21 protein-coding genes are annotated in these 24,562 nt (G+C 61.2%); 8 read left to right on the top strand and 13 right to left on the bottom strand.

Translation table 11 applies throughout. The features are described 5' to 3' along the window. Nucleotides 1-238 precede the first annotated feature (238 nt). Together ACA062_RS14645 and zapE are read right to left on the bottom strand one after the other, a co-directional pair. A complete protein-coding gene (locus ACA062_RS14645; protein WP_497457023.1) occupies nt 239-820 on the bottom strand; it encodes a DinB family protein in 582 nt (193 codons plus the stop codon). Between the two features lie 16 nt (nt 821-836). Beyond that, complete coding sequence (zapE, locus tag ACA062_RS14640) at nt 837-1,955, bottom strand: cell division protein ZapE (protein ID WP_497457022.1); 1,119 nt, start codon at nt 1,953-1,955, stop codon at nt 837-839. Nucleotides 1,956-2,174: 219 nt separating this feature from the next. On the opposite strand from zapE, the gene ACA062_RS14635 reads away from it, so the two are divergent. After that, nucleotides 2,175-3,227: an aldo/keto reductase gene (locus tag ACA062_RS14635; RefSeq protein WP_497457021.1), complete on the top strand. Its 1,053-nt coding sequence runs from the start codon at nt 2,175-2,177 to the stop codon at nt 3,225-3,227. 183 nt (nt 3,228-3,410) lie between these two features. On the opposite strand, the gene speB is transcribed toward ACA062_RS14635, so the two are convergent. Both speB and ACA062_RS14625 read right to left on the bottom strand, forming a co-directional pair. After that, complete coding sequence (speB, locus tag ACA062_RS14630; protein WP_497457020.1) at nt 3,411-4,370, bottom strand: agmatinase; 960 nt, start codon at nt 4,368-4,370, stop codon at nt 3,411-3,413. Between the two features lie 13 nt (nt 4,371-4,383). Beyond that, entirely contained in the window at nt 4,384-5,475 is a 1,092-nt protein-coding gene (locus ACA062_RS14625; protein ID WP_497457019.1) for a polyamine ABC transporter substrate-binding protein, read from the bottom strand. 101 nt (nt 5,476-5,576) lie between these two features. Between ACA062_RS14625 and ACA062_RS14620 the strand changes: the two genes are divergently transcribed. The 4 genes from ACA062_RS14620 (at nt 5,577) to ACA062_RS14605 (ending at nt 9,436) form a co-directional block, all read left to right on the top strand. After that, nucleotides 5,577-6,470 (top strand): LysR family transcriptional regulator, encoded by an 894-nt coding sequence (locus tag ACA062_RS14620; protein ID WP_497457018.1) that lies wholly within the window; start codon nt 5,577-5,579, stop codon nt 6,468-6,470. Nucleotides 6,471-6,679: 209 nt separating this feature from the next. After that, complete coding sequence (locus ACA062_RS14615) at nt 6,680-8,128, top strand: nucleobase:cation symporter-2 family protein (RefSeq protein ID WP_497457017.1); 1,449 nt, start codon at nt 6,680-6,682, stop codon at nt 8,126-8,128. A 240-nt stretch (nt 8,129-8,368) separates the two neighbouring features. Continuing rightward, a complete protein-coding gene (locus tag ACA062_RS14610; protein ID WP_497457016.1) occupies nt 8,369-8,842 on the top strand; it encodes an LEA/WHy family protein in 474 nt (157 codons plus the stop codon). 51 nt (nt 8,843-8,893) lie between these two features. Continuing rightward, nucleotides 8,894-9,436 (top strand): GNAT family N-acetyltransferase, encoded by a 543-nt coding sequence (locus ACA062_RS14605; protein ID WP_497457015.1) that lies wholly within the window; start codon nt 8,894-8,896, stop codon nt 9,434-9,436. A gap of 179 nt (nt 9,437-9,615) precedes the next feature. Here ACA062_RS14605 and ACA062_RS14600 read toward each other — a convergent pair whose 3' ends face one another. Next, a complete protein-coding gene (locus ACA062_RS14600; RefSeq protein WP_128869801.1) occupies nt 9,616-9,867 on the bottom strand; it encodes a hypothetical protein in 252 nt (83 codons plus the stop codon). A 165-nt stretch (nt 9,868-10,032) separates the two neighbouring features. On the opposite strand from ACA062_RS14600, the gene ACA062_RS14595 reads away from it, so the two are divergent. Further along, nucleotides 10,033-10,350, top strand: coding sequence for an ElaB/YgaM/YqjD family protein (locus ACA062_RS14595; RefSeq protein ID WP_064677549.1), 318 nt, complete (start codon nt 10,033-10,035; stop codon nt 10,348-10,350). Nucleotides 10,351-10,497: 147 nt separating this feature from the next. Here the strand turns inward: ACA062_RS14595 and ACA062_RS14590 are convergent, their stop codons facing one another. Next, nucleotides 10,498-11,538, bottom strand: coding sequence for an Ldh family oxidoreductase (locus ACA062_RS14590; RefSeq protein ID WP_497457014.1), 1,041 nt, complete (start codon nt 11,536-11,538; stop codon nt 10,498-10,500). A gap of 653 nt (nt 11,539-12,191) precedes the next feature. On the opposite strand from ACA062_RS14590, the gene ACA062_RS14585 reads away from it, so the two are divergent. Continuing rightward, on the top strand, nt 12,192-13,193 hold the full coding sequence (locus tag ACA062_RS14585; protein WP_497457013.1) for a FecR family protein: 1,002 nt from the start codon (nt 12,192-12,194) through the stop codon (nt 13,191-13,193). 76 nt (nt 13,194-13,269) lie between these two features. Here ACA062_RS14585 and pvdQ read toward each other — a convergent pair whose 3' ends face one another. Then, a complete protein-coding gene (pvdQ, locus tag ACA062_RS14580) occupies nt 13,270-15,591 on the bottom strand; it encodes a bifunctional acylase PvdQ (RefSeq protein WP_497457012.1) in 2,322 nt (773 codons plus the stop codon). A 252-nt stretch (nt 15,592-15,843) separates the two neighbouring features. On the opposite strand from pvdQ, the gene ACA062_RS14575 reads away from it, so the two are divergent. Continuing rightward, nucleotides 15,844-16,215, top strand: a complete 372-nt coding sequence (locus ACA062_RS14575) for a fe2+ zn2+ uptake regulation protein (RefSeq protein WP_497457011.1) — start codon at nt 15,844-15,846, stop codon at nt 16,213-16,215. A gap of 19 nt (nt 16,216-16,234) precedes the next feature. Here the strand turns inward: ACA062_RS14575 and ACA062_RS14570 are convergent, their stop codons facing one another. The 6 genes from ACA062_RS14570 to tli1a (ACA062_RS14545) form a co-directional block, all read right to left on the bottom strand. After that, nucleotides 16,235-16,423 (bottom strand): hypothetical protein, encoded by a 189-nt coding sequence (locus ACA062_RS14570; protein ID WP_064677543.1) that lies wholly within the window; start codon nt 16,421-16,423, stop codon nt 16,235-16,237. Between the two features lie 164 nt (nt 16,424-16,587). Next, the gene (locus ACA062_RS14565) at nt 16,588-19,926 is read right to left on the bottom strand and encodes an ImcF-related family protein (protein ID WP_497457010.1); all 3,339 of its coding nucleotides are present in this window, start codon (nt 19,924-19,926) and stop codon (nt 16,588-16,590) included. Beyond that, nucleotides 19,910-21,046, bottom strand: coding sequence for a KPHS_23130 family T6SS system protein (locus ACA062_RS14560; RefSeq protein WP_497457009.1), 1,137 nt, complete (start codon nt 21,044-21,046; stop codon nt 19,910-19,912). Before ACA062_RS14560 ends, ACA062_RS14565 begins: the two co-directional genes overlap by 17 nt. Nucleotides 21,047-21,166: 120 nt before the next feature. Further along, nucleotides 21,167-21,691, bottom strand: a complete 525-nt coding sequence (gene tli1a / locus ACA062_RS14555) for a Tli1a family immunity protein (protein ID WP_497457008.1) — start codon at nt 21,689-21,691, stop codon at nt 21,167-21,169. Nucleotides 21,692-21,728: 37 nt separating this feature from the next. Further along, nucleotides 21,729-24,044: a T6SS phospholipase effector Tle1-like catalytic domain-containing protein gene (locus tag ACA062_RS14550; RefSeq protein ID WP_497457007.1), complete on the bottom strand. Its 2,316-nt coding sequence runs from the start codon at nt 24,042-24,044 to the stop codon at nt 21,729-21,731. Then, nucleotides 24,032-24,559 (bottom strand): Tli1a family immunity protein, encoded by a 528-nt coding sequence (tli1a, locus tag ACA062_RS14545; RefSeq protein ID WP_497457421.1) that lies wholly within the window; start codon nt 24,557-24,559, stop codon nt 24,032-24,034. Before tli1a (ACA062_RS14545) ends, ACA062_RS14550 begins: the two co-directional genes overlap by 13 nt. Nucleotides 24,560-24,562 lie beyond the last annotated feature (3 nt).

Here is a 24,562-nt window from a genome sequence, read left to right as displayed (position 1 = left end):
GCTTTCGCTGGCAAGCCAGCTCCTACAGGGGATCTTCAGCGAACTCCCAATTGGTGAACGACAGCGATCCCGTGTAGGAGCCGGCTTGCTGGCGAAGACGGCGGCACATTCACTAGAGGTGTTGACTGATAGGCCGCCTTCGCTGCGGTGCGGCGATCCGACAAGCCAGCTCCTACAGGGGCGATGTACATCCCATCCATGGGGGACGCGTTCGGCCGCAGGCTGCGATCTTTTGACTTCAATGCCCCCAGATCAAGGCTTCCGTCCACCCGAGCTCGGCAAAATCCGCCGCCCGTAATCCCGACTCACCGGCACAGAAAAACTCGTCCAGTTGCGGCGGCTTGACCGGGGTGCCGCTGAGCATGGCATGAACCTGCCCGCGATGATGAATCTGGTGCTCGAACAGATGCGACAACAGGCGCAAACGGCTGTCATGTTGTGGCGTGTCACGGGCGATGGTCACGATCTTGCCGAGGTCTGCGTCGCGCATTTGCTCGCAGTAGGCAATCAGGCGTCGGTCCACCAGGGCTTGCTCGCGCTTGAGGTCGGCGGCTGTTGAGCAAGGCTCGTCGTGCTTGAAAAATACGGCGCAATCGGGATGCGGATCATCGCCGCGCAATTCGCGCTCCAGTGCATCCACGTAAAACCAGTCACAGGTCAGGATGTGATTGAGCGTCGCGCGCAGGCTGGGGAAGAAACTGACCCTGGGCGCCGTCAGCTCCTGCGGATTCAACTGGCCCCAGGCCCCGGCGAGTCGATGATTGGCCCAGGCGTTCTGATAGGCCATGGTGAGCAAATGGTGCGACAGCGGCTGATTCATCTTCTCCTCCCGAATATCAGGCGTCGGCGAAACGTTGCAACTGCATTTCCTGTAGACGGCTGAGGGTGCGGCGAAACGGAAATTCCAGATAACCCTCGGTGTAGAGCGATTCCATCGGCACCTGTGCTTCGAGGTACAGCGGCACTTTACGGTCGTAGCACTCGTCCACCAGGGCAATGAAACGCCGCACACCGTCGTCATTCACCGACAACTGCGGCAACTCGCGATCGCCCGCCACCACCCGCTCGACGCCATCTTCGGTACCGCGGGCGATGCGTCCGGCGCGTTTCTGCGCGCTGAGGTTGGGTACCTCACTCAACAGAATAGCCTTGAAGGTGTCGCACAGTGCCATGAAATCCATCGCGGCAAAGGGCTGCTCACAGAGGTCGGAGTAACGGCTCCAGAGCACGGTTTCACTGGACTGCAGCACATCGAGAGAACGGTAGCCGACCTTGATCGGCTCGCTGGATACCGACTGGCCGACGGTCAGGGCCTTGAACACGTCCGCCAAGGCGCCGGGCTGCCCGGGCGTTGCGACCCAGTAACGTTGCAAACCGGTGCCGGGGTGCAGGCGATGATCTTCGCCGCCATTGACCTCGATCACCTGCATGTGCTGCTTGATCGCCGCGATGGCAGGCATGAACCGGTCGCGGTTGAAGCCATCCGCGTACAGTTGGTCCGGCGGCTGATTGGAGGTGCAGACCACCACCACGCCCTGCTCGAACATCACCTGGAACAAGCGCCCGAGAATGATCGCGTCACCGATGTCATTGACGAACAGCTCATCGAAGCACAACACCCGCACGTCCTGGCTCAGTTCACGGGCCAGTGCCTTCAACGGGTCGGCGGTGCCGGTCAGCTGGAACGAGCGCTGATGCACCCAGCCCATGAAGTGATGAAAGTGCTGGCGCCGGGCCGGCACCTGCAGGCTCTGGTAGAACTGGTCCATCAACCAGGTCTTGCCGCGTCCGACCGGACCCCACAGGTAAACGCCGGTGATGGGCGTGCGCCCTTCATGCAGGGCTTCATAGCATTTCTGCAAGGCCCAGACCGCATGTTCCTGGGCTTCGTCCTGGACGAAGCCCTTGTGTTCGATGGCGTACTGCCAGGCGCTGAGGGGGGAGTCGAAATTCATACGCGGCAGTATGCCACGTCCGCTGCAGGGAGATGTCCAGCCGGGCGATCTGGGTGCCGATCTCTCTGGAGAGAAATGCCTGGCTTCATCCTCCGGTCGTCGGCCCTTTTGTCCTGAATGGAAAAGTGCCTTGACGGATTATATTATGAGCATAATATTATTTGAATGTCACACGACATCTAAACCCGGCCCAGTGTCTTTCCTGTCAGGAGTCATCCCATGCATTACAAAGTTTTTGGCCGCAAAACCGGCTTGCGGGTTTCGGAACTGGCGCTGGGCGCCGGTAACTTCGGCACAGGCTGGGGTCACGGCGCCGAACGTGATGAAGCCAAGCGTATTTTCGACGGCTATATGCAAGCCGGTGGCAATTTCATCGACACCGCCAACGGTTACCAAGGTGGGCAGTCGGAAGCCATGCTCAGCGAGTTCATCGCCGCGGAACGCGATCGTCTGGTCATCGCTACCAAATACACCTTGGGGACTACACCGGCTGCGGGCATTTCCCACACCGGCAACAACCGCAAGAATATGATCCGTGCCGTGGAAGAAAGCCTGACACGGCTGAAAACCGATCACATCGATCTGTTCTGGGCGCATATGAGCGACGGCGTAACGCCTATGGAAGAGATCCTGCGTGGTTTCGACGATCTGGTGCGCGCCGGCAAGATTCATTACGCCGGGTTGTCGAACTTCCCGGCGTGGCGCATCGCCCGGGCCGACTTGCTGGCCGAGGTTCGCGGCTTTGCGCCGATTGCCGCCATTCAGGTCGAGTACAGCCTTGCCGAACGCACAGCCGAACGGGAACAACTGCCCATGGCCGAAGCCCTCGGCCTGGCCGCGACGTTATGGTCGCCCTTGGGTGGCGGGTTCCTTACCGGCAAGTACCGCGGCAACGATGGTGACAACCGCGCGGCCAAACTCGGCATGCTGGTTCACGCCGAGAAAAGCGCCCGGGACACCGCCCTGCTCGACGCCTTGCTGGCCGTCGCCGCGGAACTGGAAGCCAGCCCGACCCATGTGGCCATTGCCTGGCTGCGGGAAAAGGCCCGGCGTTCGACCACCGCGCTGATTCCAATTCTGGGTTCGCGGACCCGAGAGCAACTGGATGCGACGTTGGGGGCGCTGGAGGTGAGCTTGAGCGTTGAGCAGGTGTCGCGGCTTGACGGCGTCAGCGAGGTGGCAATGGGCGTGCCCCATGAATCCATTGCCGGATCGATGACGCGGTTTACCGGGGCTGAAACCCTGGACTTGCCAATTATCCCAGTGGCTTGACACCCATCAAACCTGCTCCCACATTTGATCCGGGTGATGCACAGATTCTGTATTCGCTGAAATCCAGTGTGGGAGCGGGCTTGCTCGCGAAGACGGAGTGTCAGGCGACATCATGGTTGACTGGACGGCCGCTTTCGTCGGAACGCCGCCCGGAGCAAGCCCGCTCCCACATTTGACCGCGTGTTACCGATCGACCTTGTGTCTGGCCGCATAGAGGCACAGCATCTCCATCGCCAGGGTCGCCGCCGCCAATGATGTGATGTCCGCACTGTCGTAGGCCGGCGCCACTTCCACCACGTCCATCCCCACCAGATTGATTCCACGCAGGCCGCCGAGGATTTCCAGCGCCTGCACCGTGCTCAAGCCGCCACACACCGGCGTCCCGGTACCCGGAGCAAAAGCCGGGTCGAGGCAGTCGATGTCGAACGTCAGGTACACCGGATTATCCCCGACCCGCGCCCGAATCGCCTCGACAATCGCATCAACCCCGCGTCGGTGCACAGAGCGCGCATCCAGCACCTCGAACCCCTGATGATCGTCATTGGTGGTACGCAAACCGATCTGCACCGACCGCGACGGATCGACCAGACCTTCCCTGGCCGCGTGCCAGAACATGGTGCCGTGATCGACGCGCTTGCCGCCCTCGTCCGGCCAGGTATCGCTGTGGGCATCGAAGTGGATCAGCGACAACGCCCCATGTTTGCGGGCATGGGCCTTGAGTAACGGATAGGTGATGAAGTGGTCGCCGCCGAACGTCAGCATCGCGCTGCCGGCGTTGAGGATGTGCTCGGCGTGCGCCTCGATGCTTTCCGGAATCGACTGCGGCGTGCCGTAATCGAAGTCGCAGTCACCGTAGTCGACCACCGCCAGATGGTCGAACGGATCGAACGTCCACGGCCAGTGGCGCTCCCAGGCAATCCCGGTGGACGCGGCCCGAATGCCCCGCGGTCCGAAACGCGCGCCAGGGCGGTTGCTGGTCGCCGTGTCGAACGGCACCCCGCTGACCGCCACGTCGACACCGCGCAAGTCGCGGCTGTAGCGACGGCGCATGAAACTGGTGATACCGGCGTAGGTGCTTTCGGCGACTGTTCCGTAAAGGCTGTCACGGGTGAGGGCTTGATCGTTCTGCACAGGGACGTCCATTGAAGGCTCCTTATTATTGGCGGCTACGGAAAGTGGTCCACAAGCGAGTGCGCTGGCGCATGTCCTTGAGGCTCATGCTGCGGTCGGCATACAGCCGTTCTCGCACGTCGGCCAGTGGGTAAATGTCCGGATCGCTGCGCACCGCCTCATCCACCAGCGGTGTCGCCGCCTGGTTGGCCGTGGCAAAGAACAGCGTATTGGTCAGCGCCGCGACGGATTCCGGGCGCAACATGAATTCGATAAAGGCGCGGGCGGCTTCGGGATGAGGCGCATCCTTGGGAATCGCCAGGTTGTCCTGCCAGACCAGCGTGCCCTCCCGCGGAATCCGGTACGCCACCTCGAACGGTTTGTTGGCCTTGCGCGCCTGGTCGGCGGCCATGCTGGCGTCACCGTTGTAGGTCAATGCCAGGCAGACGCTGCCATTGGCCAGATCGCTGATCTGCCGACCGGTGGCGACGTACAGCACATTGGGCTGCAGCTGATGCAACAACGCCTCGGCGGCTGACAGATCGGCCTTGTCGGTGCTGTAGGGATTTTTCCCCAGGTAATGCAGGGCCAGACCGACCACTTCCTGGGGCGAATCGAGAATGGCAATGCCGCAGTCTTTCAGCTTGCTGGCGTATTGCGGCTTGAACAGCAGGTCCAGGCTATTGAGCGGCACGTTCGGCAAACGCTGCGTCACGGCTTCGACGTTCATCCCCAAACCCAGGGTGCCCCAGGTGTAGGGCACGCCATAACGGTTGCCAGGATCCACGGCCGCGAGCTTTTCCAGCAAGTCCGGGTCGAGGTTGGCGTAGCCCTTGAGGCCCTCGTGGGGAATTTCCTTCAGCGCACCGGCCGCCAGCCCGCGGGCCAGCACACTCGACGACGGCACCACCACGTCATACCCGCTGCCACCGGTGAGCAATTTGGTTTCCAGGACTTCGGAAGCATCGAAGGTGTCGTAACGTACGTGGATGCCGGTTTCCTGCTCGAACCGCTGCAGCGTTTGCGGCGCCACGTAATCGGCCCAACTGTACAGATTGACAACCTTTTCCTCGGCCTGGACCGTGACGGCCATGGCGAGGAACAGCGCGGGTAAACACAGCTTGAGTGGAAGAGCCATGACGAACACCTGACCAGGAGAAGTGGTTGCAGGATGCAGCGTCGGATACATTGGTAAAATATAAGGATTGTTATCCTGACTTTATCCTGGAGTAATGTTTGATGCTCGGCCAACTGCACGATCTTGATCTGCACCTGCTGCGACTGTTCGTCAGCGTGGTCGAATGCGGTGGCTTCAGCGCGGCCCAGGGTGAACTGGGCCTGAGCCAGTCGAGCATCAGCCAGCAAATGGCCAAGCTTGAAACCCGGCTCGGCTATCGGTTGTGCAGTCGCGGCAAGGGCGGATTCAAGATCACGCCCAAGGGTGAACGACTGCTGACGGCGACGAGAGGGTTGTTCGAATCCATCGAAGCATTCCGCCATCAGTCCAACGGCGTGGCGGGTCGATTGATCGGCGAAGTACGGCTGGGGTTGTCCGAGGCGCTCGATCAATCGGTGCTGCAACGGGTGGCCGAAGCCATCCGGCGCTTTCGCGAGCGGGACGAATCGGTACGCATCGAGTTGATCAGTGCCATGCCCGGGGACATGGAGCGCTTGCTGCTGCAACAGCGGCTGGACCTGGCGATCGGCTATTTCTCACAGGTGCAAAGCGCGTTTGACTACCGCGAACTGTTCACCGAAACCCAGCATTTGTATTGCGCCCCCGGCCATCCGTTGTTCACGGATGACGCGCCGGACGATCAGGCACTCCAGGCCTGCGACCGGGTCGATCACCCTTACCGCTTCTTGCGCTGCGACGAACCGTTCCAGGGCAAGCTGTGTTCGGCGCGCTCGGAGCAGGTCGAAGGCACCCTCGCCTTCATTCTCTCTGGCAAGCATGTGGGGTATCTGCCCAGTCACTTTGCCAGGAGCTGGGAGGACAAGGGTTTGCTCAGGGGCGTGCGCCGTGGCGATATGAGTTTCGAGGTGGCGTTTCATCTGGCCCGGCATCGGGCGCAGGTGCCGGGGGATGCGCAGAAGGCGTTTGAGGAGGATTTGCTGGCAGCGTTTGCTTGAATCCTGCGACGACCCTGTGGGAGCGGGCTTGCTCGCGAAGGCGTCGTGTCAGTCGATATCAATGCTGGATGTGCCGGCCTCTTCGCGAGCAAGCCCGCTCCCACAGGGATTGTGCCAGCCATCGGGCTCATCGCTCGCCACTAAATGGTCTTTCTGGCATCCTGCGCCTCCATTTTTGACCCGGCCCGCCTTCTGGCACGCACACCACCATGACCGCCTCTGAAAAAGCCCCTGCCTCGCGCCACAACGACCTGATCTACGGCCTCGACGATCGCCCGCACTTGACCGCCACGGTCTTCGCCGCCCTGCAACATGTACTGGCGAGTTTCGTCGGCATCATCACCCCGACCCTGATCATGGGCAGTGCCCTGGGCCTGCAAAGCGAAGTGCCATACCTGATCAGCATGGCGCTGTTCGTCTCGGGCCTGGGCACTTTCGTCCAGGCGCGGCGCTTCGGGCCGGTCGGTTCCGGCCTGCTGTGCCTGCAAGGCACCAGCTTCTCATTCATCAGCGTGATTCTCAGCGCCGGGTTCATGGTCAAGGCCCGAGGTGGCGGCCCCGATGAAATCCTCTCGACGATCTTTGGCGTGTGCTTTTTCGCGGCGTTCATCGAAGTTGTCTTGAGCCAGTTCATCGGCAAACTGCGCATGCTCATCACCCCGGTGGTGACCGGGACCATCATCACCCTCATGGGCCTGTCGCTGATCAAGGTTGCGATGACCGACATCGCCGGCGGCTTCGGTGCGGCAGATCTCGGTGCGGCCAGCCACCTGGGGCTGGCGGCATTGGTCCTTGGGACCATTGTCGTGTTGAACCGCATCGATGTGCCATTTTTGCGCCTCGGTGCGATTGTCATCGGCTTGACGCTCGGCTATGCCGTGGCCTGGCTGCTGGGTGACGTCAATTTTGCCAGCCTGCCCGACGTGCCGCTGATGAGCGTACCGGTGCCGTTCAAGTACGGTTTCTCCTTCGACTGGGTGGCGTTCGTGCCGGTGGCGGTGATTTTCCTGGTGTCGCCGCTGGAAGCTGCCGGTGACCTGACCGCCAATTCGATGATTTCCCGGCAGCCGGTCAAAGGCCCGATCTACCTCCGCCGGATCAAGTCCGGTTTGCTCGCCGACGGTCTCAATTCGGCCATGGCGGCGGTGTTCAACAGCATGCCGATGGTGACCTTCGCCCAGAACAACGGGGTGATTCAGCTCACCGGCGTCGCCAGCCGCTACGTGGCGTTTTTCATTGCCGGCCTGTTGGTGGTGCTGGGGCTGTTCCCGATGATAGGCGCGGTACTGCAATTGATGCCCAAACCCGTGCTCGGCGGTGCCGAATTGGTGATGTTCGGCACCGTCGCCGTGGCCGGGATCAAGATCCTCGCCGAAGCCGGCCTGCACCGGCGCAACATGCTGATCGTAGCGATTTCCATCGGCATGGGCCTGGGTGTGGCGGCCGTGCCGCAAGTGCTGCGGGAATTGCCGAAGGCGCTGCTCAACATCTTCGAATCACCGATTACCGTCGGTGCGCTGTGTGCGATCGTGCTCAACATCTTTCTGCCCGAGGAGTTCATCGAACTGGAAGAAGATGACTTCGATCCAGAGGCGTCGATCCTGCAGGTCATGGAGAACCCACCGATCCCTGAAGCCCCCACCGGCCGGAACGGCTGAAGGGAAGGATTGGTCAGGGTTTATCAAGGATCCGGTGATGCGGGTTTCGATTCAGGATTAGCGGTAATCGGGCCCGCGAAGCGCTTGATGACAGCGCTTGCCGAAGGCACATCGCTCATCAACAAGTGACAGTCTGCGACGAACCCCTCACAGTGAACGTGTCGCACATGGACCGCTGGACAGTTGCTCAAGGGTCGAGCCATCAGTGGTTCGATCCCCTTTTCTGTCGAGAGTTCCTTCATGCGCAGACTCCTCGCTTTATCCCTCTCATTGCTGTTGCTCTCCCTGAGCGCCTGCGCCCTGCTGCCCAATCGCGATCCACTGAACATCAACGTGGTCGGTTTCGAGCCGTTGCCGAGCCAGGACATGGAAGTGCGTTTTGCCGTGAAGATACGCGTGCAAAACCCCAATGAAACCGCGATCGACTACAACGGCGTGGCCTTGGACCTGGAGGTAAACGGCCAGCCCCTGGCCTCGGGCGTCAGTGATCAGGCCGGCACGATTGCGCGCTTTTCCGACACTGTGCTGACCGTGCCGGTCAGCGTCTCGGCGTTCTCGGTGCTGCGCCAGACACTGGGCCTGAGCCAGACGCAAACGCTGAACAACGTGCCTTACGTGCTGCGCGGCAAACTGGCTGGCGGCTTGTTTGGTACCCTGCGTTTTGTCGACAGTGGCAAGCTCAGCCTGCCGGGGCCGACGGTCACACCCCGGTAAATTCGGCGCTGGCGATAACGTTCAGTACGTATGGACAAGGAGGTAACACCCATGGACATCCCCACGCTCTACACCGAACGCCTGATCCTGCGCGCGCTGGAACTGGCCGATGCCGAGGCAATCCAGCAACAGTTCCCGCATTGGGAAGTGGTGCGCTATCTGAACGCGTTGGTGCCCTGGCCCTATCCCGCCGACGGGGCGCTGTCTTATCTGCGGGATAACGCCCTGCCAGCGATGGCCTGCGGCGAGGAATGGCACTGGTCGATCCGGTTGAAGTCGGCACCCGAGCAACTGATCGGCACTATCAGCCTGATGAATGAGCAGGACAACAACCGCGGTTTCTGGCTTGCACCGCAGTGGCAAGGCCAGGGCTTGATGAGCGAAGCCAGTGCCGCCGTGACCGAATACTGGTTCGAGACGCTCGCTCGTTCAGTGCTGCGTGTTCCGAAAGCGGCGCTCAATATTGGCTCGCGCAAACTCTCGCAGCGCACGGGCATGCGCTTGATCGGCACCGACGAGAGGGACTTCGTCAGCGGGCGATTGCCGAGAGAACTATGGGAAATCACCCGTGAAGAGTGGCTTCAACAGCGCTGAACCTTCGCTCTCACAAGGGGCATGTGTCGGTCACAACGCTCGCGGGCGACACCCATCAACTGTAGGAGCTGCCGAAGGCTGCGATCTTTTGATCTTGCTTCTCAGCGATCCCGAGAAGATCAAGATCAAAAGATCGCAGCCATCGGCAGCTCCTACGGGGGTTAATGTCAGATGGACATCTATTTCGCAGCCATCAGCCGATTGACTTCACTGCGCACCATGTTCGCAAATTCCGGCGGCGACATGCCGTCGAGTTCGGCACGCACCCACTCGGCCCATTTGCCTTTGCGCTTGGCCCGTTCGCCAAACAACCGCGCCGCCTCGCCTTTGGCTTTGCCCAGGTTGTTTTGCCAGAGTTCGAACAGACGGGATTTCTCATCTTCAAGCGCAGCGCGCTCGGGGAGGGGTCTGTCGGCCAGATTGAAGCTCATGGGAAATACCTGCGGCGTAAAATAGGCGACATCTTACACTGTAGAAAGAAATTTCCTGCGCCAGATTTCTCATCAGGACGACGTCGGCACACAAATTCGCTGCAACTTTTCCCACGGTCGCAGACTCCATTGTTCACTGTCCATTCACCTGCAAGGAGTACCTCAATGGCCCGGAAAACCGCCGCACAAGTCGCCGAAGATCAAATCAAGGATCAAGCCTTCAGCGAACTGCAGGCTCTGATCGAAGAGTCGGAAAAACTGCTCAAGAGCAGTGCCTCACTGGTCGGTGAGGAAGCGGATACCCTTCGTGGGCAGATTGCCCAGAAACTCCAGCAGGCCCGGGACTCGGTGACCAGCGTTCGTGACCGGACCCTGCCTGCGGTCGAAGCCACCGAGACCTACATCGGTGGGCATCCGTGGCAAACCGTGGCCATCTCCGCCGGTTTCGGCCTGGTGGTCGGGTTGCTGCTGGGTCGGCGGTAATGTAGGAGCAAGCTTGCTCGCGATGGTCTCAAGGGCGCCGCGTTTATTCAGAAAAAACGCGTTATCCTTTACGTCCATCGCGAGCAAGCTCGCTCCTACAGGGACCGGCATCAGGGATAGAGTTCGCCGTTCCTGCCTGAGCAGGTTTCAGAGCCCCGCCAATTCCCGCAGATCCGCCAACGTCTGAGCATCAAGCTGGATGCCATCGGTAGCGGTTTTGGCCCGCTGCTGGTGGCGTCGGTCCCCCGGCAAACGCTTGAGGCCCACACCGTGCATCTGCCGCACGAGTTCCTGGCTGCGCTCGGCAAAGCTCTGTCCAGCCGCCTTGCTCGGGTCGATGACGATCAATAACTGGCCGGTCCAGGGCGTCCTGGCACCCGGATGGTTCGACCAATCGAACTCGAAGGAAAAATGGCCACCGGTCAACGCCGCCGCCAACAGCTCCACCATCATCGACAGGGCCGACCCCTTGTGTCCGCCGAACGGCAGTAAAGCGCCCCCTTCCAGAATCGCTTTCGGGTCCTGGGTCGGCTGGCCTAGGCTGTCCACGCCCATGCCTGCGGGCAACCGTTCGCCCTTGCGGGCGGCAATCTGCACGTCGCCATGGGCAATGGCGCTGGTGGCGAGGTCGAAGACAATCGGCTCGCCATCGGCCCGCGGTGCGGCGAAGGCAATCGGGTTGGTCCCGAACAGCGGACGGTCGGCACCGTGCGGCACGACGCAGGTCATGCTGTTGACCACGCTCAGCGCCACCAGCCCCTCATAGGCGAACGGTTCGACATCCGGCCACAGGGCGGCGAAATGGTGAGAATTACGAATCGCCAGCACCGCAATGCCGGCACTGCGGGCCTTTTCCACCAGCAACCCACGTGCCGCCGCGAGGGCCGGTTGGGCGAACCCGTTGCCAGCGTCGACCCGGACAAAACCCGAGGCCACATCCTCGACCACCGGCACGGCCTGGCCATTGACCCAGCCGCTTTGCAGTGTCGACACATAACCGGGCATGCGGAACACGCCATGGCTGTGGGCGCCATCGCGCTCGGCGCCAGCGCAGTTGAGCGCCAGTACGCGAGCGACGTCGGCCGACGTACCGTGACGCAGGAAGATCTTCTCAAGCAAGCCCGTCAGCGCTTCGAGGGACAGGTTTTGCGAGACAGCAGTAGACACTTGATCGTGTGGCGCAGACATCTGAAGCTCCAGACTAATTATTGGAGGGGGCAACAGCGTACGAGGGATATGCGAACCAATTAAACAACGCGACCCGAGCCGGCTGTCAATCTTTCGATTGAGTTCAATGTAACCGACCCGGCACCGAACATTGCGATAACTATTTACCACCTTGCCCGTGCGGGTATCACCTAGGTTGGAGGTTCACTCATTATTCGCCGATGTGGCGATCCTTTCGAGACCTCCATGACCACTTCTCCTCCCTCATTGTTTTTTCCGCAAGTGCTCAATGAGCCGGGTTTGCACCAGGAACTCGGAAAAACCCACTCCCTGTCAGACAAGGACTTTACCTGGCTCAGCCATATCAAGCTGGCGAGCGATGAACGGCGACAAGCGCAAACACCCCCCTGTTTTGCGTAACGCGGATTCAATCGCGAGGCTCGTCTGCGAAATGGGCCGGCAGCTCGACCCGGTGCCGGTAACACCGACAACCTCGCCTTGACTCACCGCTGATTTTGATCATTTTTTCACGGGTTTTATGGATACTGCATGGCAACTGCCGGTTTTTTCAGAGTGTTTAAGTAAAAAACATTCCTGATTGATGGGTAATTGCCATGACGGTTGTTCTCGCCGACTTCGCTCAAGGTTAGAATGCAGGAAATCAGGATGAGTCAATGACCGACAGCCCTTTCTCGCAAGCCCAATATGACGCCATCACCGATGCCGCTGCGCACTGGTGCATGCGTCTGCACGCCATCGACTGCACCGCGCAAGAGCGCCTGGCTTTCGAGCAATGGCGTGATGCTCATCCGCTTCACGCGTTCGAGTACGAGGCCATGCTGGAGATCTGGGAAGTCGCAGGGGATTTGCCTCGTCCCGACGCCGTGGTACCAGCGGCCCGGGTCAAACCGGCAACGCCTTGGCGCACGGTCGGCATCGCCGCCGCCGTGTGTGCCCTGGCGTTGCCGCTGGCGGCCTATAGCGGCTGGAATCTCGGCTGGCTGCCCGATGCCTACCAGCACTTCGAGGCCGGCGATACGGTTCGTCAGGTCACCCTGAGCGACGGCAGCCAGGTGGAACTGAACCTGGGCAGTGAGCTGACGTTCAGCAACTACAAGGACCATCGCCGGGTCACGCTGGAAAAGGGTGAAGCTTTTTTCAGCGTCAGCCACGACACCACTCACCCTTTTATCGTCAAGTCCGCGGACGGCAAGATTCGGGTCACCGGCACCAAGTTCAACGTCTGGATGTATGAGGATCAGGTGCGCGTCAACCTGATTGAAGGTTCGGTGCTGGTGAGCAGCAATGATGATCTTCCGGGCGATGGCTTGCGTCTCGGGCCGGCGATGCAGGCCCGTTATAAACACGGCGACTACACACCGCAGATCAGCCAGACCTACGCTAACGATAATTCATTGGCCTGGCGCAGCGGCAAACTGGTGCTTGATGATCTGGCGCTGTCCGATGCCCTGCCCTTGATCAATCGATACCTGGGCAAGCCGCTGATGCTGGCCGATCACAGTACCGGCTCGATCCGCCTCGGCGGCATCTACAACATCAAGGAGCTCAACAGCCTGGCGGCGTCCCTGCCCAAGGTGCTGCCGGTCTACCTGACCCGCAACAAGGACGGCAACCCGGTCCTCAACGCCATTCCGCAACAAACTCCGAAAAGCTGAAGGCCGCAGCCCCTGGGTGCGGCCTTCTTTCTTCGCTCCAGCACCAACCGTTTTACTGTCTGGCCACCTTCCCGGCTTATTCATCCTGCTCGCGGATCGTCAGGGCCTGATACTGCGGATCGGCCGTGATCTGCTGCTCGGTGAACGGCAGCACACTCAACTGTTTTTGCGAAAAGGCCAGGGTCTGGTCCCGGGAGTACTTCGACGCCGGGTCACTGGACAGCGAGAACGCCAGCAGCCCCTGAGCCTGCGGCCCCTGGTCATCGAAGGTCACCACTTGCAAATAGCTGGTGCCACTGACCACTTCGCGCTTGCCGTCGGTTCTCGGTACGCTCTGGATGGCGTTATAAACCCCCAGGGTACCGGGCCCGCCGTGAATCGGCGTCTGCTGGCCGCCACTGCTGACCACCTGGATATCACCCCAACGGCTGTCAGTCTTCAGACCTGATTGATTGACGTGCTCCACCGATGCCAGCATGGCCTCGCGGACGGCCTTCGCCACGGGCGGACGATCCACGGCCAGGCCACGCGGCGTATGCTGCGGATCTGTCGGATCGAACCCGACACGCCAGACATCAGGTGCGTCCTGCAGCGCCTCCATGATGTTCTGGAAATGCACCCAACCCAGGCCACTGTCGAGATTCGCACTGCGGTCCCAGGCCTTGAGGCTGGCGCACAACGGCGTCAGCATCGGCGCATCGCCCCCCAGGTCCGCCGCGCAGAATTGCAGCAGGTCCGGCATCACCTGGGTGGCCTGATACACCTGGTCGTCCATGACCATCCGTTGCAGGTCCACCGCCGCAATCGGGCCGGCCTTGCTCAAGGTACCCAGGCGATCCAGGGCAAAGCGTGAACGCAGCCCCAAAGGCTGGCTGTCCTGGCTGATCAGCGGCGAGAAGCCGGTGAGCGGTTGTGCGGGGTTGGCCATCCAGGCCGAATCGTTGGAGTGCTGCACAAAGTCCTTGCGCAACAATTGCGGCAACCGCGCTGCCGCATAGATGCCTTTTTGCGCAGCGTGCGGATCGATGTCCCAGGCGCAGGCGCTGTTGGAACCGTCGAGCACGATCATCTGCAACCCGACCCGAGGATCACTGCACTTGGCCAGTTTGTCGGCATTGACGTTCGGCACCACTGACAGGTTCATGTACAGCGTCTGCCCCTGATCGTCCGCCGCCAGGGTGTTGACCCAGGGGATGCCCTGGATTTCATGCACCGACGCCTGCAACGCCTTGAGGCTGGTTGCACGGTTCATCGCGTACCACTGCTGCAGCACCCGATCGTTATCCAGGTTGGCATCGCGCAAGCTATAGGCGAACCGATGGTCCCAGTCGAGCTTCCCCGGCCACTGCACGATCGGGCCGAATTGTGAACTGTAGATCACATGGGACACGGCCCGGGTCTGGCCATCTGGCTGCTTCACGTCCACGGTCACCGTTTGTTGCTTCATCGGCAACGACTGGCCGTCGAGCAGGTAGCGGGTGGCATCCTTGGGGTCGAGTTGCAGGCGGTACAAGGTGAAATGCTTCGACGAGTCCACGGTGTGGGTCCAGGCCAGGTGCTGGTTGAAACCGATGTTGATCAGCGGCAACCCGGGCAACGCGGCGCCCATGACGTCCAGCTTGCCGGGAATGGTCAGGTGCATCTGGTAGAAGCGCATCCCGCCGACCCAGGGGAAATGCGGATTGGCCAGCAACATGCCGCGGCCATTGAAGGAACGCTCGCTGCCGACGGCTACCGCATTGCTGCCACGATCCAGGGCAAAGCGCTGCATGCGCGAATCGGCGAGCTGGAATGAGGTCGGGGCGGCTGTCGTTCGAGCGACGGCTCTGGGTGGGGCGGCACCGGCCAAGGCTTCGGCAAACTGCCCTGCGCCGCCTTCGACCAACAGACGACGGGTCAACTTGACCAGGTCCTGCGCGGTCACTTCACGCACCCAGTCACCCTGGCATTGCTGTGGCAAACCCTGGGCCCGACGCTCTCTCAGTGCACGGTTGTAGCCGGCCACATAACCGTCCATGAGCTGGCGGATTTGCGGCGTTTGCGCCTGCCAGAATGCATCGACGGCCTGGGGGGTGTTCAACCAGGTGAAAAACACATCGCTGACCCGGTTTTCGCGCTCTTCGACCGTCAATTGGTCCGGGCCGAAATAGCGTGAGCGTTCGCCGCTCACCGTGATGATCTCATTGGCCAGCAGGCACAGGTTGTCCTGGGCGTAGGCATAGCCAATGCCATAGCCGAGGCCGCGCTCATTCTCGGCGCGAATATGCGGCACGCCGAAACTGGTGCGCCGGATATCGGCAGTCGCCTGCTCCGGCTGGCTGCGTGCGTTTGCCGCAAGGCTCAAGCCCACCAACATACCGGCAAGGCTCAACCGGGTTAACTGCCTGGAAATAATCACGCTCGCTCCTGATCGTATAAACGAAGGTCACACCCTGCGTCGTTGCCCGCAATGTGCCTCCCCCTAAGGACGAAGCGAAGGAAAAAAATTTAGGGCTCTAACCCCTGCCATTACGGCGTCTGACGTGGCGCTGACGCGATGGCGACAAAATTTCTACATCTGAGCCTTCATGATTTGCCCGGCTCATGCGTCTTATTGAATGAGAGCGCTCATCACATTTTCCGGTTCAGGCTCTAAAAAAGGAGTTTTTGCATGTACAACTCGCAACTGCCAACGGACGGTAGCACGGCGCCAAAAAGCACCTCCATGGGCTCCGGCGTTTTCGATCAACGGACCGAGCGCCACGGCAACGAGCGGATCAGATGCCTGCTCAAGAGCTTTGGCCTGCGCACCAGCCTCATTCGTCTGAAGGTCATCGACGCCTTACTCACCGCCGCCGAAAGCGACCGCAGCCTGGGGGTGCGGGGCGTGCACAGTCACTTGCTGGACCTGGACATCCCGTTGTCGTTTCTCAGTGTGCGGGAAGTGTTGAAGCGCCTGTGCGGCGAAGGCGTGATCACCCTGAATCCGGACAAGAGCTACAGCCTGCATCCACAGGCCGCCGCCGTTCTCCACCCCGAGTAACCCGGCCGATGAGCGTCGCTCAGGGCTTGACCTTGCGGCGCATCACGCCATTGATCACCACCACGAGCACCGCTACGCCAATGGCAATGTACTGGAACAGCTTTTCGTCGATGACGCCGGTGTTCTGCAGATAAGAAAGGCCAAACATGATGCCCAGCACGACCAGGGAGATCAGAATCGAGTATTTCAAACGTTGCGACTGGGTCATTGCGTTTTCCTGAATGTGAGTCTGAAGCTGAAAAATGTATATCCGAATGCATGCCAGGCTCCTACCGTTTTTCAGGGGTGGGGGGCTGCACACGGGGTCTCATGTTACAGCCGATGACGAGTTTTAGCTTCTTGCGGTGATGAGTAGCTATCAACGCTGACCCGCTACGTTCCCTCCTTAAGGAAGATCTGCGACGGCAACTTGAAGCTGCGCAGCTTGAGCAGCGCCATCGGCCCCGCGTCCAGCTCGGTGCGCAGGTGCCAGGTCAGGCCCAGGCCATCGGGCGCCTTGATGACGATGCGGTAGCGGCTGTCGCCGTCGTCCAGCGGGGTGATTTGGGCTTGCTCCAGCAAGCGGATCAGGCCCCAGGTGCCCTGGAAGTCTCCAAACAGCCGTTCGCTGGCTTGCACGCTGGTCCAGGTCAGGCTGGTGCCGGGATGTTCGCCGTAGCCTGGCCAGCTGAAGCGCTGCCAGCTTTCCTTCTGGTTGAAGTATTCATGTTTGTTGCCATTGAGGACGAAAGTGGTTTGCACCACGTCGCGCACCGGCTTGCCACGCAGTTCGAACCCCAACCCCAGGCCACCGTCGGTGTAAAGCACGTCGGCCAGGCGGCTGAGCTGGTTGATCGCCGTAAGGAACTGCGGGTCGAAACGCAAGCCCTGGCTATGCCGCGGATCGACCACCCAGCGGCTGCCTTCCTTGCGCAATACGCCGCCCAGTTGCTGCTGCAGAAACTGTTCGATGCGCCCGGAGTCGGCGCGGATCATCTGCCCCAGCATCGGCAAGGACGCGTCACTGGCGGTGGCCGCAAAGGGATAGCGGCCGGCAAAGGCGCTGTGCCAGTCGCTGACGATTGCGCGCTGCCACTGGCGGTTGAGGCCCGCGGCCGAGGGTTGCAGGACCCGTTGCCAGGCCTGGTCCAGGGGCCGCACGAACAGGGTCTGGCCGATCCCGCCCCACTGCGCGCCGAGGCTGGCGGCGAGCAGGCTGCCATAGGCCTGGGTGTCAGTGAGGTCGAGGTTCTTGCCCTGGAACACGCTCTGCGCCAGGGTCTGGATCATGGCCTGCGGGTCGGGCGCGGTGCTGACTTGTTGCAAGGTCAGGCGTACCCGGGTCACCCGGGTGAGAAACGCTTGCAGGTTCAGGCTGTCGTCACCGCGCTGGCTTTCGGGATCGGTTTTGCCCAACAGCGTCAGCAACGGGCCGAAGGTGGCGTCCAGCGGACCACTCGGTCCCTGCAGCTGCTGGTTGATCGCCGGCACCGGGGCCTGGCCGACCAGCTTTTGGGCGGACTGCATCAGCGACTCGGCCAACGCTTGGCCGCGCACGCCGGCCTGGCCCTGGTAGGCCAGGGTGTTCATCAGCGCGATCAACGGCGACTGGCGCACGTCGCTCATCAGCGTCAACTGGTCGATCACCTCCCCCAGGCTATTGGCCGGCTGCCAGCGCAGGCGATTGAGAAAATCCAGCCAGGCGCGAGCGTAGTCCTCGAAGTAACGTTCGGTGAGGCGCGCCCGCAGCACGTCCGGGGTCAGGTCGGCATCGAGCTCGGCCGGGTGGTCGCTGAGCACCCAGTCGATTTCCTCGCGCCGCGCCTCGGCGATGGCATCGATGGCCTGGCGCACCTGGCCTTCCCAGGCCTGGCGGGTAAACACGCCGGGCACGCTGGCCTTGCTGCTGAACAGCCCGCCGGCCTCGGTGTCGCCAACCATCTGCGCCAGGCTCAAGTCCGGGGTGTGATTGGCGGCCGCGTCGAGTACTTGCTGGTACAGGCTGGTTTCGGCATTGCGCTGGCCCAACTGGCCGAGCAGCACTTGCCGGGCCTGGGCGACCAGCTTCGGGTCGGCCTTGATGCGCCATTCGGGGTGCGCCGCCAGGTGCTCGGCGTAGAACTGCCACAGGCTCGATGACAAGCCTTGCCACAGACCCGGTGATATTCCGGCGCGCACGGGTTCGGCGTCGATCAGCGTCTTGGTCAGGAAGGTCGCGTCGGTTTTGTCCGGGTGCGCCAGCATCAGGTAGGCCTTGAGGTGGTCGTAGGCCTCCCGGGCCCGTCGGGCGCGTTCAGGGCTGCCCGGGGGCAGCTTGATCAGGGCGGTGAGTTTCGCCTGCAGGTTGGCGGCGGCCGGGTCGCGCAGCAGGCGGTTGTTGGCTTCGACATAGATAGGCTGTATCACCGCCAGCAGGTGCTGGTTCTGGTTCAGGCCGAAGCGCTGGTACCAGGGCGCGCCGTGTTCGGCGCGATAGTCCAGGCGTGCCAGTTCGCGCATCAGGTCGTTCAGGGCCAGCAGTTGTGCGTCGCCCTGCCCGGCTTGTTCGAGGGATACCAGCGCGCTTTGCACCTGGGCGATCTGCACGCGGTGGGTGGCGAAGGACAGCAGCATGCCGGCGCCCCACACCAGCGCCAGGCCCATGACCAAGGCCGAGCCGATGCGGATCGGGTGCCCGCCCAAACGGCGACTGTGCACGGCCTTGTCCTCGAGCACGCCTTGCCAGGCCGGGTCGATGGGCCAATGGTGCGCCGCGTGGCCCTCGTGTGCAGGCAACGGCAGGCTGAACCACAGCCCGCGCAACGGCAGGCCCCGGGCAAATTCACCGAACAAGGGCGCGAGCGCCTGGCGCCAGCGGGCAATGCCTTCGACCTGCAGATCGTGCGACAGGCGCAGCAGGAAGTCATGCTTCATGTCGCCATGTATTTGCGCCCAGCCTGATTGGCGCAAGGGCAGGATCAGGTTGTCCAGGCAGGTTTCCAGGGCCAGGGCGGTGGCGCGTGCGGGCAGCAGGCAGCCGACGGGTTGGGTCATGCGCTTGGGCTGCGGCCACTCACTGGCGCAGACTTGCCACAGGTACAACGGCAACTGCCACTTCAGGTGACGGGCCAGGGTTTGCAGGTAGCGCACGCCGGCGCCCATCGCGGCGGCGTCGCTGGACTGCTCTTTGTTCAAGGCCCAGATCGCCCCGTCCAGGCCCCGCCATCGGTTCAGGCTGCGGTACTGTGCAAAGGGCGCATCCTCCACATTGCCTTGCACGCTGCCGCCCCAGATCAGGACCGTGTCTTGCCCTTCCAGCCAGTTCTTTTCTGAAAGTTGCGGGGCGATGGCGTGGATCTGTTCGGGCTCGCCGACGACCAGCAGCAGGCGGACCTTGTAGCGCCAGAGGGGACCGTGACGCTCGCGCATCTTCTTGGGTATCTCTGACTGGGTTTGCGGAGTATCAGGCTCGACGGAACTTGGGGATGGCAGCACCAGGGAACCGCCCATCAGCTTGCCGATTCCGTCCTGCACCGTCTGCCAGGTCAATACTGCCGCGATGAACAACAATGCCCATAACAATGATCCCTTGAGCAATAAATCCTGGATCACGGCGCGATTGACTGAGCCAGACTCCACCCACAACCACCAGACCGTGGCACCCGCCGCGACAAGCACAGCCAGGAATACAGCGAGTAGTACCGTTGTGCTCAAAGGAGAGATTTTTTTCTGTGTTTCAACGGATTGAGTCATCGGGTTCCACTATTCCAAGGGCCAGGGTGTGATGAGGATCGTTCGCCAACCAGGCGCAAGGCACCTGATGCTGATCGGCATAAGCGGCAGCCAGGGTCTGTACGACCATGGCCTCCAGACTTCCCAGGGCGCCAAAGTTGGCGTCTTGACGGTATTGGCTGGTGTTCCAGCCATGGGCAGACAGACCTGGCACACCTGGTTGGGAAAACGACACGCAACATTGAGGGGGAGCCGTTAGTTGGCCCTGTTGCAGAGCGCGTTCGGCTACTGTCACGAGGTGTTCGGTATCAGCGTCGAACCATTCGCCTCGGGAAAACCGCACGCCACCTTCCGGGCCGAGCAGCCACAGCAACGCAGCCTCCCCCGCCGGAAGAAGACTCTCCGGTCCTGGCGGCGAGGACTGGCAGCCGGCACAGAGAATGCGGGTCTCGACGGGCGCTCCCTGCAATCGATCAATGATCGAATCCAGGCTACGGATTCCTTGCCAGGGTTCAGGCTCCTCGGGCAATCGAACATCCGGAAAGCACTTCGTCATCTGTTTGACAAAGGCTTGCCACGTCGCCAGGGAGCCCTGCCAGTAACAAGCCAACGGCTGCATTACGAGCGGTTCCGGTTGCTGTGCCTGCCACTGTAAAACCAGCAAGTTCGCCAGCTGCCGTTCACGCTCGGCGACCTCATCACCGAACACCTGGAGCAGTCGGATCGTCGCTCCCTCGGGCGTGCTGCCTGGCGTGGGAGGTTGGTGGTCTGGACTGAACAGGTGTTGTCGCTGTTCGGGATTGCTGCAGGCGCCGCCCACCAACACAGCATCGATCAGCGCGACCTTCTGGCGATGGTGTGCCCACCAGTCTTGCTGTAGTTGCTGCGCTTTTTTGGTGTAGTAGTTGGCACTGTGCCAATTGAGACAGTAAACCAACACGCGCAACAGAAACGCCAGGAGCCAAAGCACCGCTACTCCCGTAACGCCGACAGTTACAGCAAACTCTTCAAGAGTACTGTCGTTTCTCATCAGGATCAGCTGGCTACTGCCCAGCACCGGGACTGCGCCGATAAGAAACCAGCGTGGATAATTGGGCTCTCGCACTGGAGGACACGGATCAAATTTCGGAGCAGTATTCATAAGATCACCAACTTATCGGGGATTGAGCTGATCAGGCTGGCGCCTCTCCCGTGCTCGCGTAGCGTGTCGCCCTGACGAATCACCGCTTTCATTCGCAGACCTCTCGCCATTGGGCGCAGATTATTTTGGACATGACTGGGGCTCCGGCAATTGCAGCGGGGTCTTGATCGGGTATTCGGTGCTGCCGTAGGCGTAGCAGGAGGTGCTGACCTGGATGTCGTCGCAGGGGAGGAAGTGCACGGTGATGCCGCAGACTTTCTGGCCGGTGTAGTCGGGGATTGGTACTACTTGGGTGTGTTGGCGCTTCTGGGCATTTACCTTCTCCTTCCAGTTCAGGTATTTGGGCCAGTCGGCAAACCCCGGGTATTCATCGGCGAGATCACTCACGCCACTCGCTCCGGTTTCCCAGTCAACACGCACCGTCATACCCGGTTGCCAGCGCGAGGGCGCGATGTAACAACAGCCCCCGCCGCCACCCTGATACGGACCGATGATGTCTAAGGCTGAACGACCATTGACACTGAAATGGTTGATGGCCCGGTGGGTGTGATTGATGCCTTCTATCGTACTGGCCTGCGCGTTGTGCATGAGTAAAATTGTGGCGAGTCCACAGAGGACGCCGAGCAGCGCGCGGAGCGTGAACATGGAGCCGGTTGTTGGTGTTGAGCGGCAAAGAGCAGAGTCAGGCGAGCGCATCGTTCACCTCACCACCCTTGGCGTCATAGGCTTCCCAGATCGCGTCTATGGCTTGTTGCGCTTCAGCCAGTCGCTCGGCGCCCATGATCGTCGGCTGCGACGCACGGGCAGGATCAGACGCTGGCAGGGTCGTGGTACTCGCCAGCATGGCTGCACCGTCTTTCCCATACAGCGCCAGATCCCTACGGCCGGCGTCACCGAAGAACACCATACGTTCGCTGAAATAGTTGCCGCCCGGCTCTCGTCCCCATTTGTAGAGAAACCAGGCACGGGAGTCGTGTACCTGGTCGTCGAACAAATCACGCAGCAGCCCTTCGGGCTTGGCGGCGTTAAGGCTTTCATCCACAGGCCCTCGGGTGTGTTCGTCCTGATGGTTACCCCACACGCCGCGCGGAAACGGGAATAATTGGCTGACCTTGGCTCGCCCCGCGGATTTCATGCGTTGGCGCTCAGCGAGCGCCATTTCCGTGGCTTGATACGGGTGCTGAACGAGCGCCAGCAGTGCCACGCGTAACACAATGGAGTCCAGTAGGCCTGGGCCACGGTAGGCTGCCGCGAACTCCTCGGCGGCTTCGCGCAATTGGGTTTGCGCCATATCCGCATCGAAGTCTTTGATCCCGGGTTCCAGCGGCGTTTTTGCTTCACGGAGGAAGCCTTCGCGGGTCTGCTGCATTTTGCGCCGTGCTTCGACGGCTTTCTGCGCCGCGTCGCGCACGCCCTCGGCCTTCTTGCGTTCGCACTCGTCAGCCTGAGTATCACTCGCCTGAAGGTAGAACTCCTTTTGTATGAGGCTGGCAAAGCCATAACGGTCGATACGCCAGGCGGTGATCCAGTCCAACTGTGTGCGCAGTGCTTGTTCCAGGCTGTCGGTGGCGGGTAGTGGTTGGTAGAGTTCGGCCTGCTCAATGGATAGCGGGCGGAGCGCTGGATCAAGGCCGAGGGTCACCTGCCGCCAGGCGTTGAAGCGGTTGACCAGCGTAGGCGCTGTGGTGAACTCTCGAGCAACTTCCGGTGCCATCGCCCGCCATAGTTCATGACGCAACTCTATTGGTAAAGCATCCTCCGGTACCTTAAGCGGTGCGCCATAAGTGAAGGCATCTGCATACAGATCATTTAGAGCGATCTGCGACAGCAGCAAATGATCGTTATCGCCGATCGCCTTCCCTTGATCCCCAGGCGGATAACCACCCCCCTGATCAGAATGCACACCCGGATAAATCACTTCGACACTGTTGGCCGGGTAACCGCCCTTCTCGCGACGAATAGAATCCAACGGAAAACACAGCCGCTGCTCGTGACTGGCCACAAGATGCAAACACCGCTTGACCAGACTGCCAGCGGGCAACTCCTGATTGCCATCGGCCCAGCTCATATGCCCGGTCGCTCCCGGGATGATATCGGCAATGCCCACCGAGGCCACGGTATCCAGCAGCCCCAGATATTCCACGCTGAGGGGCAACTTCAAGTCGAGCAGCGTCAGATTCGGCGTCGACTCCGACCGTGTCAACAGCTGGTTCAAAGCGCTGACAAACGCCCGCGCCGCCGCTGCACCCCGGGAGAACCCATACACATACAGCTTGATACCCAGCAGTTTGACCTGGCCCGGCTGCGGCTGGGTCAGGGCAATGCGTAAGGGCTTGGCCAAGTCGGCGAACTGCTTGTGAAATTCACGGTAGCGGTTGGCGAACGCCGTCGCCCACTCCAGCCCCGGCAAACTGCCCATGGCCTTGACCGCCGCCAGTAAGGCTGAGTTGTCCAGCCGTGGCAGCTTCAGGGTACGGCGCAGGGCGTCGATGATCATCATCAGGCCCCAGTTGATGCGCTCCTCGCCGTAATGGGCGAAGGCCAAACCAGCATCGCCGTAATCCAGATCGCCCACTTCGGTAAAGGGGGTACCCACACCCGGCATGTAGTACTTGAAGTACTGACCGTTTCCGGTGCCCACCGCATCGGTCAGCCCCCGGGCTGTACTGGTACCGTGAACGGTGCCGCCGGCATGGCCGTCGCCAATGCTGGCGCGAAACAATCGGGCGATATTGGTCGGGTGCCTGGGGTTCGACAGGTAGAGGTCGTTATTGAGGTTGTTGCCGGTGCCGTCGAAAAACAGGCTAATGTGCAAGGTCTTGCAGCAGGGCGGTATCACTCGGCGCCCCGCTGTCACGCACAGGGCATCGTGGTATTCGCGCTCCTGATTGCACTGGCGCTGGATGTTCCGGTGAACCTGCGCGGCGCGGTTGGGCAAGCGGCCCTGAAGCGGAAATTGCGGTGGGTACCAAACAGGGGCGTGCTTTACTTCGGACATGACTGGGGCTCCGGCAATTGCAGCGGGGTTTTGATCGGGTATTCGGGGCTGCCGTAGGCGTAGCAGGAGGTGCTGACCTTCAGCTCGTCGCAGGGGAGGAAGTGCACGGTGATGCCGCAGACTTTCTCGCCGGTGTAGTCGGGGACTGGCACTACCCGGCTGTGTAGCCGTTTTTGTGCATCGATTTTTTTCTCCCAAGCTAAATATTTGGGCCAGTCACCCGTCCCGGGATAACCTTTTGAACTCCCAGCTCCCCTCTCCCAATCGACCCGCACCGTCATCCCCGATTGCCATCGCGAAGGCACGACATAGCAACAACCCCCACCACCGCCCTGATACGGGCCGATGATGTCGATACCCGAACGCCCATCAACACTGAAATGATTAATAGCCCAGTGGGTATGGTTGATGCCTTCGATAGTGCTGGCCTGTACGCTTTGACTGAGCAACACCCCCAGCCCCAAGAACAGGGCAATGGGAACATTCACGATTGAGGCTTTCGACACAAGCTTCATTTC

It is taken from the genome of Pseudomonas sp. LBUM1679 (assembly GCF_059695565.1).
Note: the sequence above shows the minus strand (reverse complement) of the source record. Positions and strands in the feature narration are given on the sequence as shown.

What these genes read in the sequence shown, in the direction of transcription:
- ACA062_RS14645 (WP_497457023.1), bottom strand. Translation starts at nt 820, where the DNA reads ATGAATCAGCCGCTGTCGCACCATTTGCTCACCATGGCCTATCAGAAC.
- zapE (WP_497457022.1), bottom strand. Translation starts at nt 1,955, where the DNA reads ATGAATTTCGACTCCCCCCTCAGCGCCTGGCAGTACGCCATCGAACAC.
- ACA062_RS14635 (WP_497457021.1), top strand. Translation starts at nt 2,175, where the DNA reads ATGCATTACAAAGTTTTTGGCCGCAAAACCGGCTTGCGGGTTTCGGAA.
- speB (WP_497457020.1), bottom strand. Translation starts at nt 4,370, where the DNA reads ATGGACGTCCCTGTGCAGAACGATCAAGCCCTCACCCGTGACAGCCTT.
- ACA062_RS14625 (WP_497457019.1), bottom strand. Translation starts at nt 5,475, where the DNA reads ATGGCTCTTCCACTCAAGCTGTGTTTACCCGCGCTGTTCCTCGCCATG.
- ACA062_RS14620 (WP_497457018.1), top strand. Translation starts at nt 5,577, where the DNA reads ATGCTCGGCCAACTGCACGATCTTGATCTGCACCTGCTGCGACTGTTC.
- ACA062_RS14615 (WP_497457017.1), top strand. Translation starts at nt 6,680, where the DNA reads ATGACCGCCTCTGAAAAAGCCCCTGCCTCGCGCCACAACGACCTGATC.
- ACA062_RS14610 (WP_497457016.1), top strand. Translation starts at nt 8,369, where the DNA reads ATGCGCAGACTCCTCGCTTTATCCCTCTCATTGCTGTTGCTCTCCCTG.
- ACA062_RS14605 (WP_497457015.1), top strand. Translation starts at nt 8,894, where the DNA reads ATGGACATCCCCACGCTCTACACCGAACGCCTGATCCTGCGCGCGCTG.
- ACA062_RS14600 (WP_128869801.1), bottom strand. Translation starts at nt 9,867, where the DNA reads ATGAGCTTCAATCTGGCCGACAGACCCCTCCCCGAGCGCGCTGCGCTT.
- ACA062_RS14595 (WP_064677549.1), top strand. Translation starts at nt 10,033, where the DNA reads ATGGCCCGGAAAACCGCCGCACAAGTCGCCGAAGATCAAATCAAGGAT.
- ACA062_RS14590 (WP_497457014.1), bottom strand. Translation starts at nt 11,538, where the DNA reads ATGTCTGCGCCACACGATCAAGTGTCTACTGCTGTCTCGCAAAACCTG.
- ACA062_RS14585 (WP_497457013.1), top strand. Translation starts at nt 12,192, where the DNA reads ATGACCGACAGCCCTTTCTCGCAAGCCCAATATGACGCCATCACCGAT.
- ACA062_RS14575 (WP_497457011.1), top strand. Translation starts at nt 15,844, where the DNA reads ATGTACAACTCGCAACTGCCAACGGACGGTAGCACGGCGCCAAAAAGC.
- ACA062_RS14570 (WP_064677543.1), bottom strand. Translation starts at nt 16,423, where the DNA reads ATGACCCAGTCGCAACGTTTGAAATACTCGATTCTGATCTCCCTGGTC.
- ACA062_RS14565 (WP_497457010.1), bottom strand. Translation starts at nt 19,926, where the DNA reads ATGACTCAATCCGTTGAAACACAGAAAAAAATCTCTCCTTTGAGCACA.
- ACA062_RS14560 (WP_497457009.1), bottom strand. Translation starts at nt 21,046, where the DNA reads ATGAATACTGCTCCGAAATTTGATCCGTGTCCTCCAGTGCGAGAGCCC.
- tli1a (WP_497457008.1), bottom strand. Translation starts at nt 21,691, where the DNA reads ATGTTCACGCTCCGCGCGCTGCTCGGCGTCCTCTGTGGACTCGCCACA.
- ACA062_RS14550 (WP_497457007.1), bottom strand. Translation starts at nt 24,044, where the DNA reads ATGTCCGAAGTAAAGCACGCCCCTGTTTGGTACCCACCGCAATTTCCG.
- tli1a (WP_497457421.1), bottom strand. Translation starts at nt 24,559, where the DNA reads ATGAAGCTTGTGTCGAAAGCCTCAATCGTGAATGTTCCCATTGCCCTG.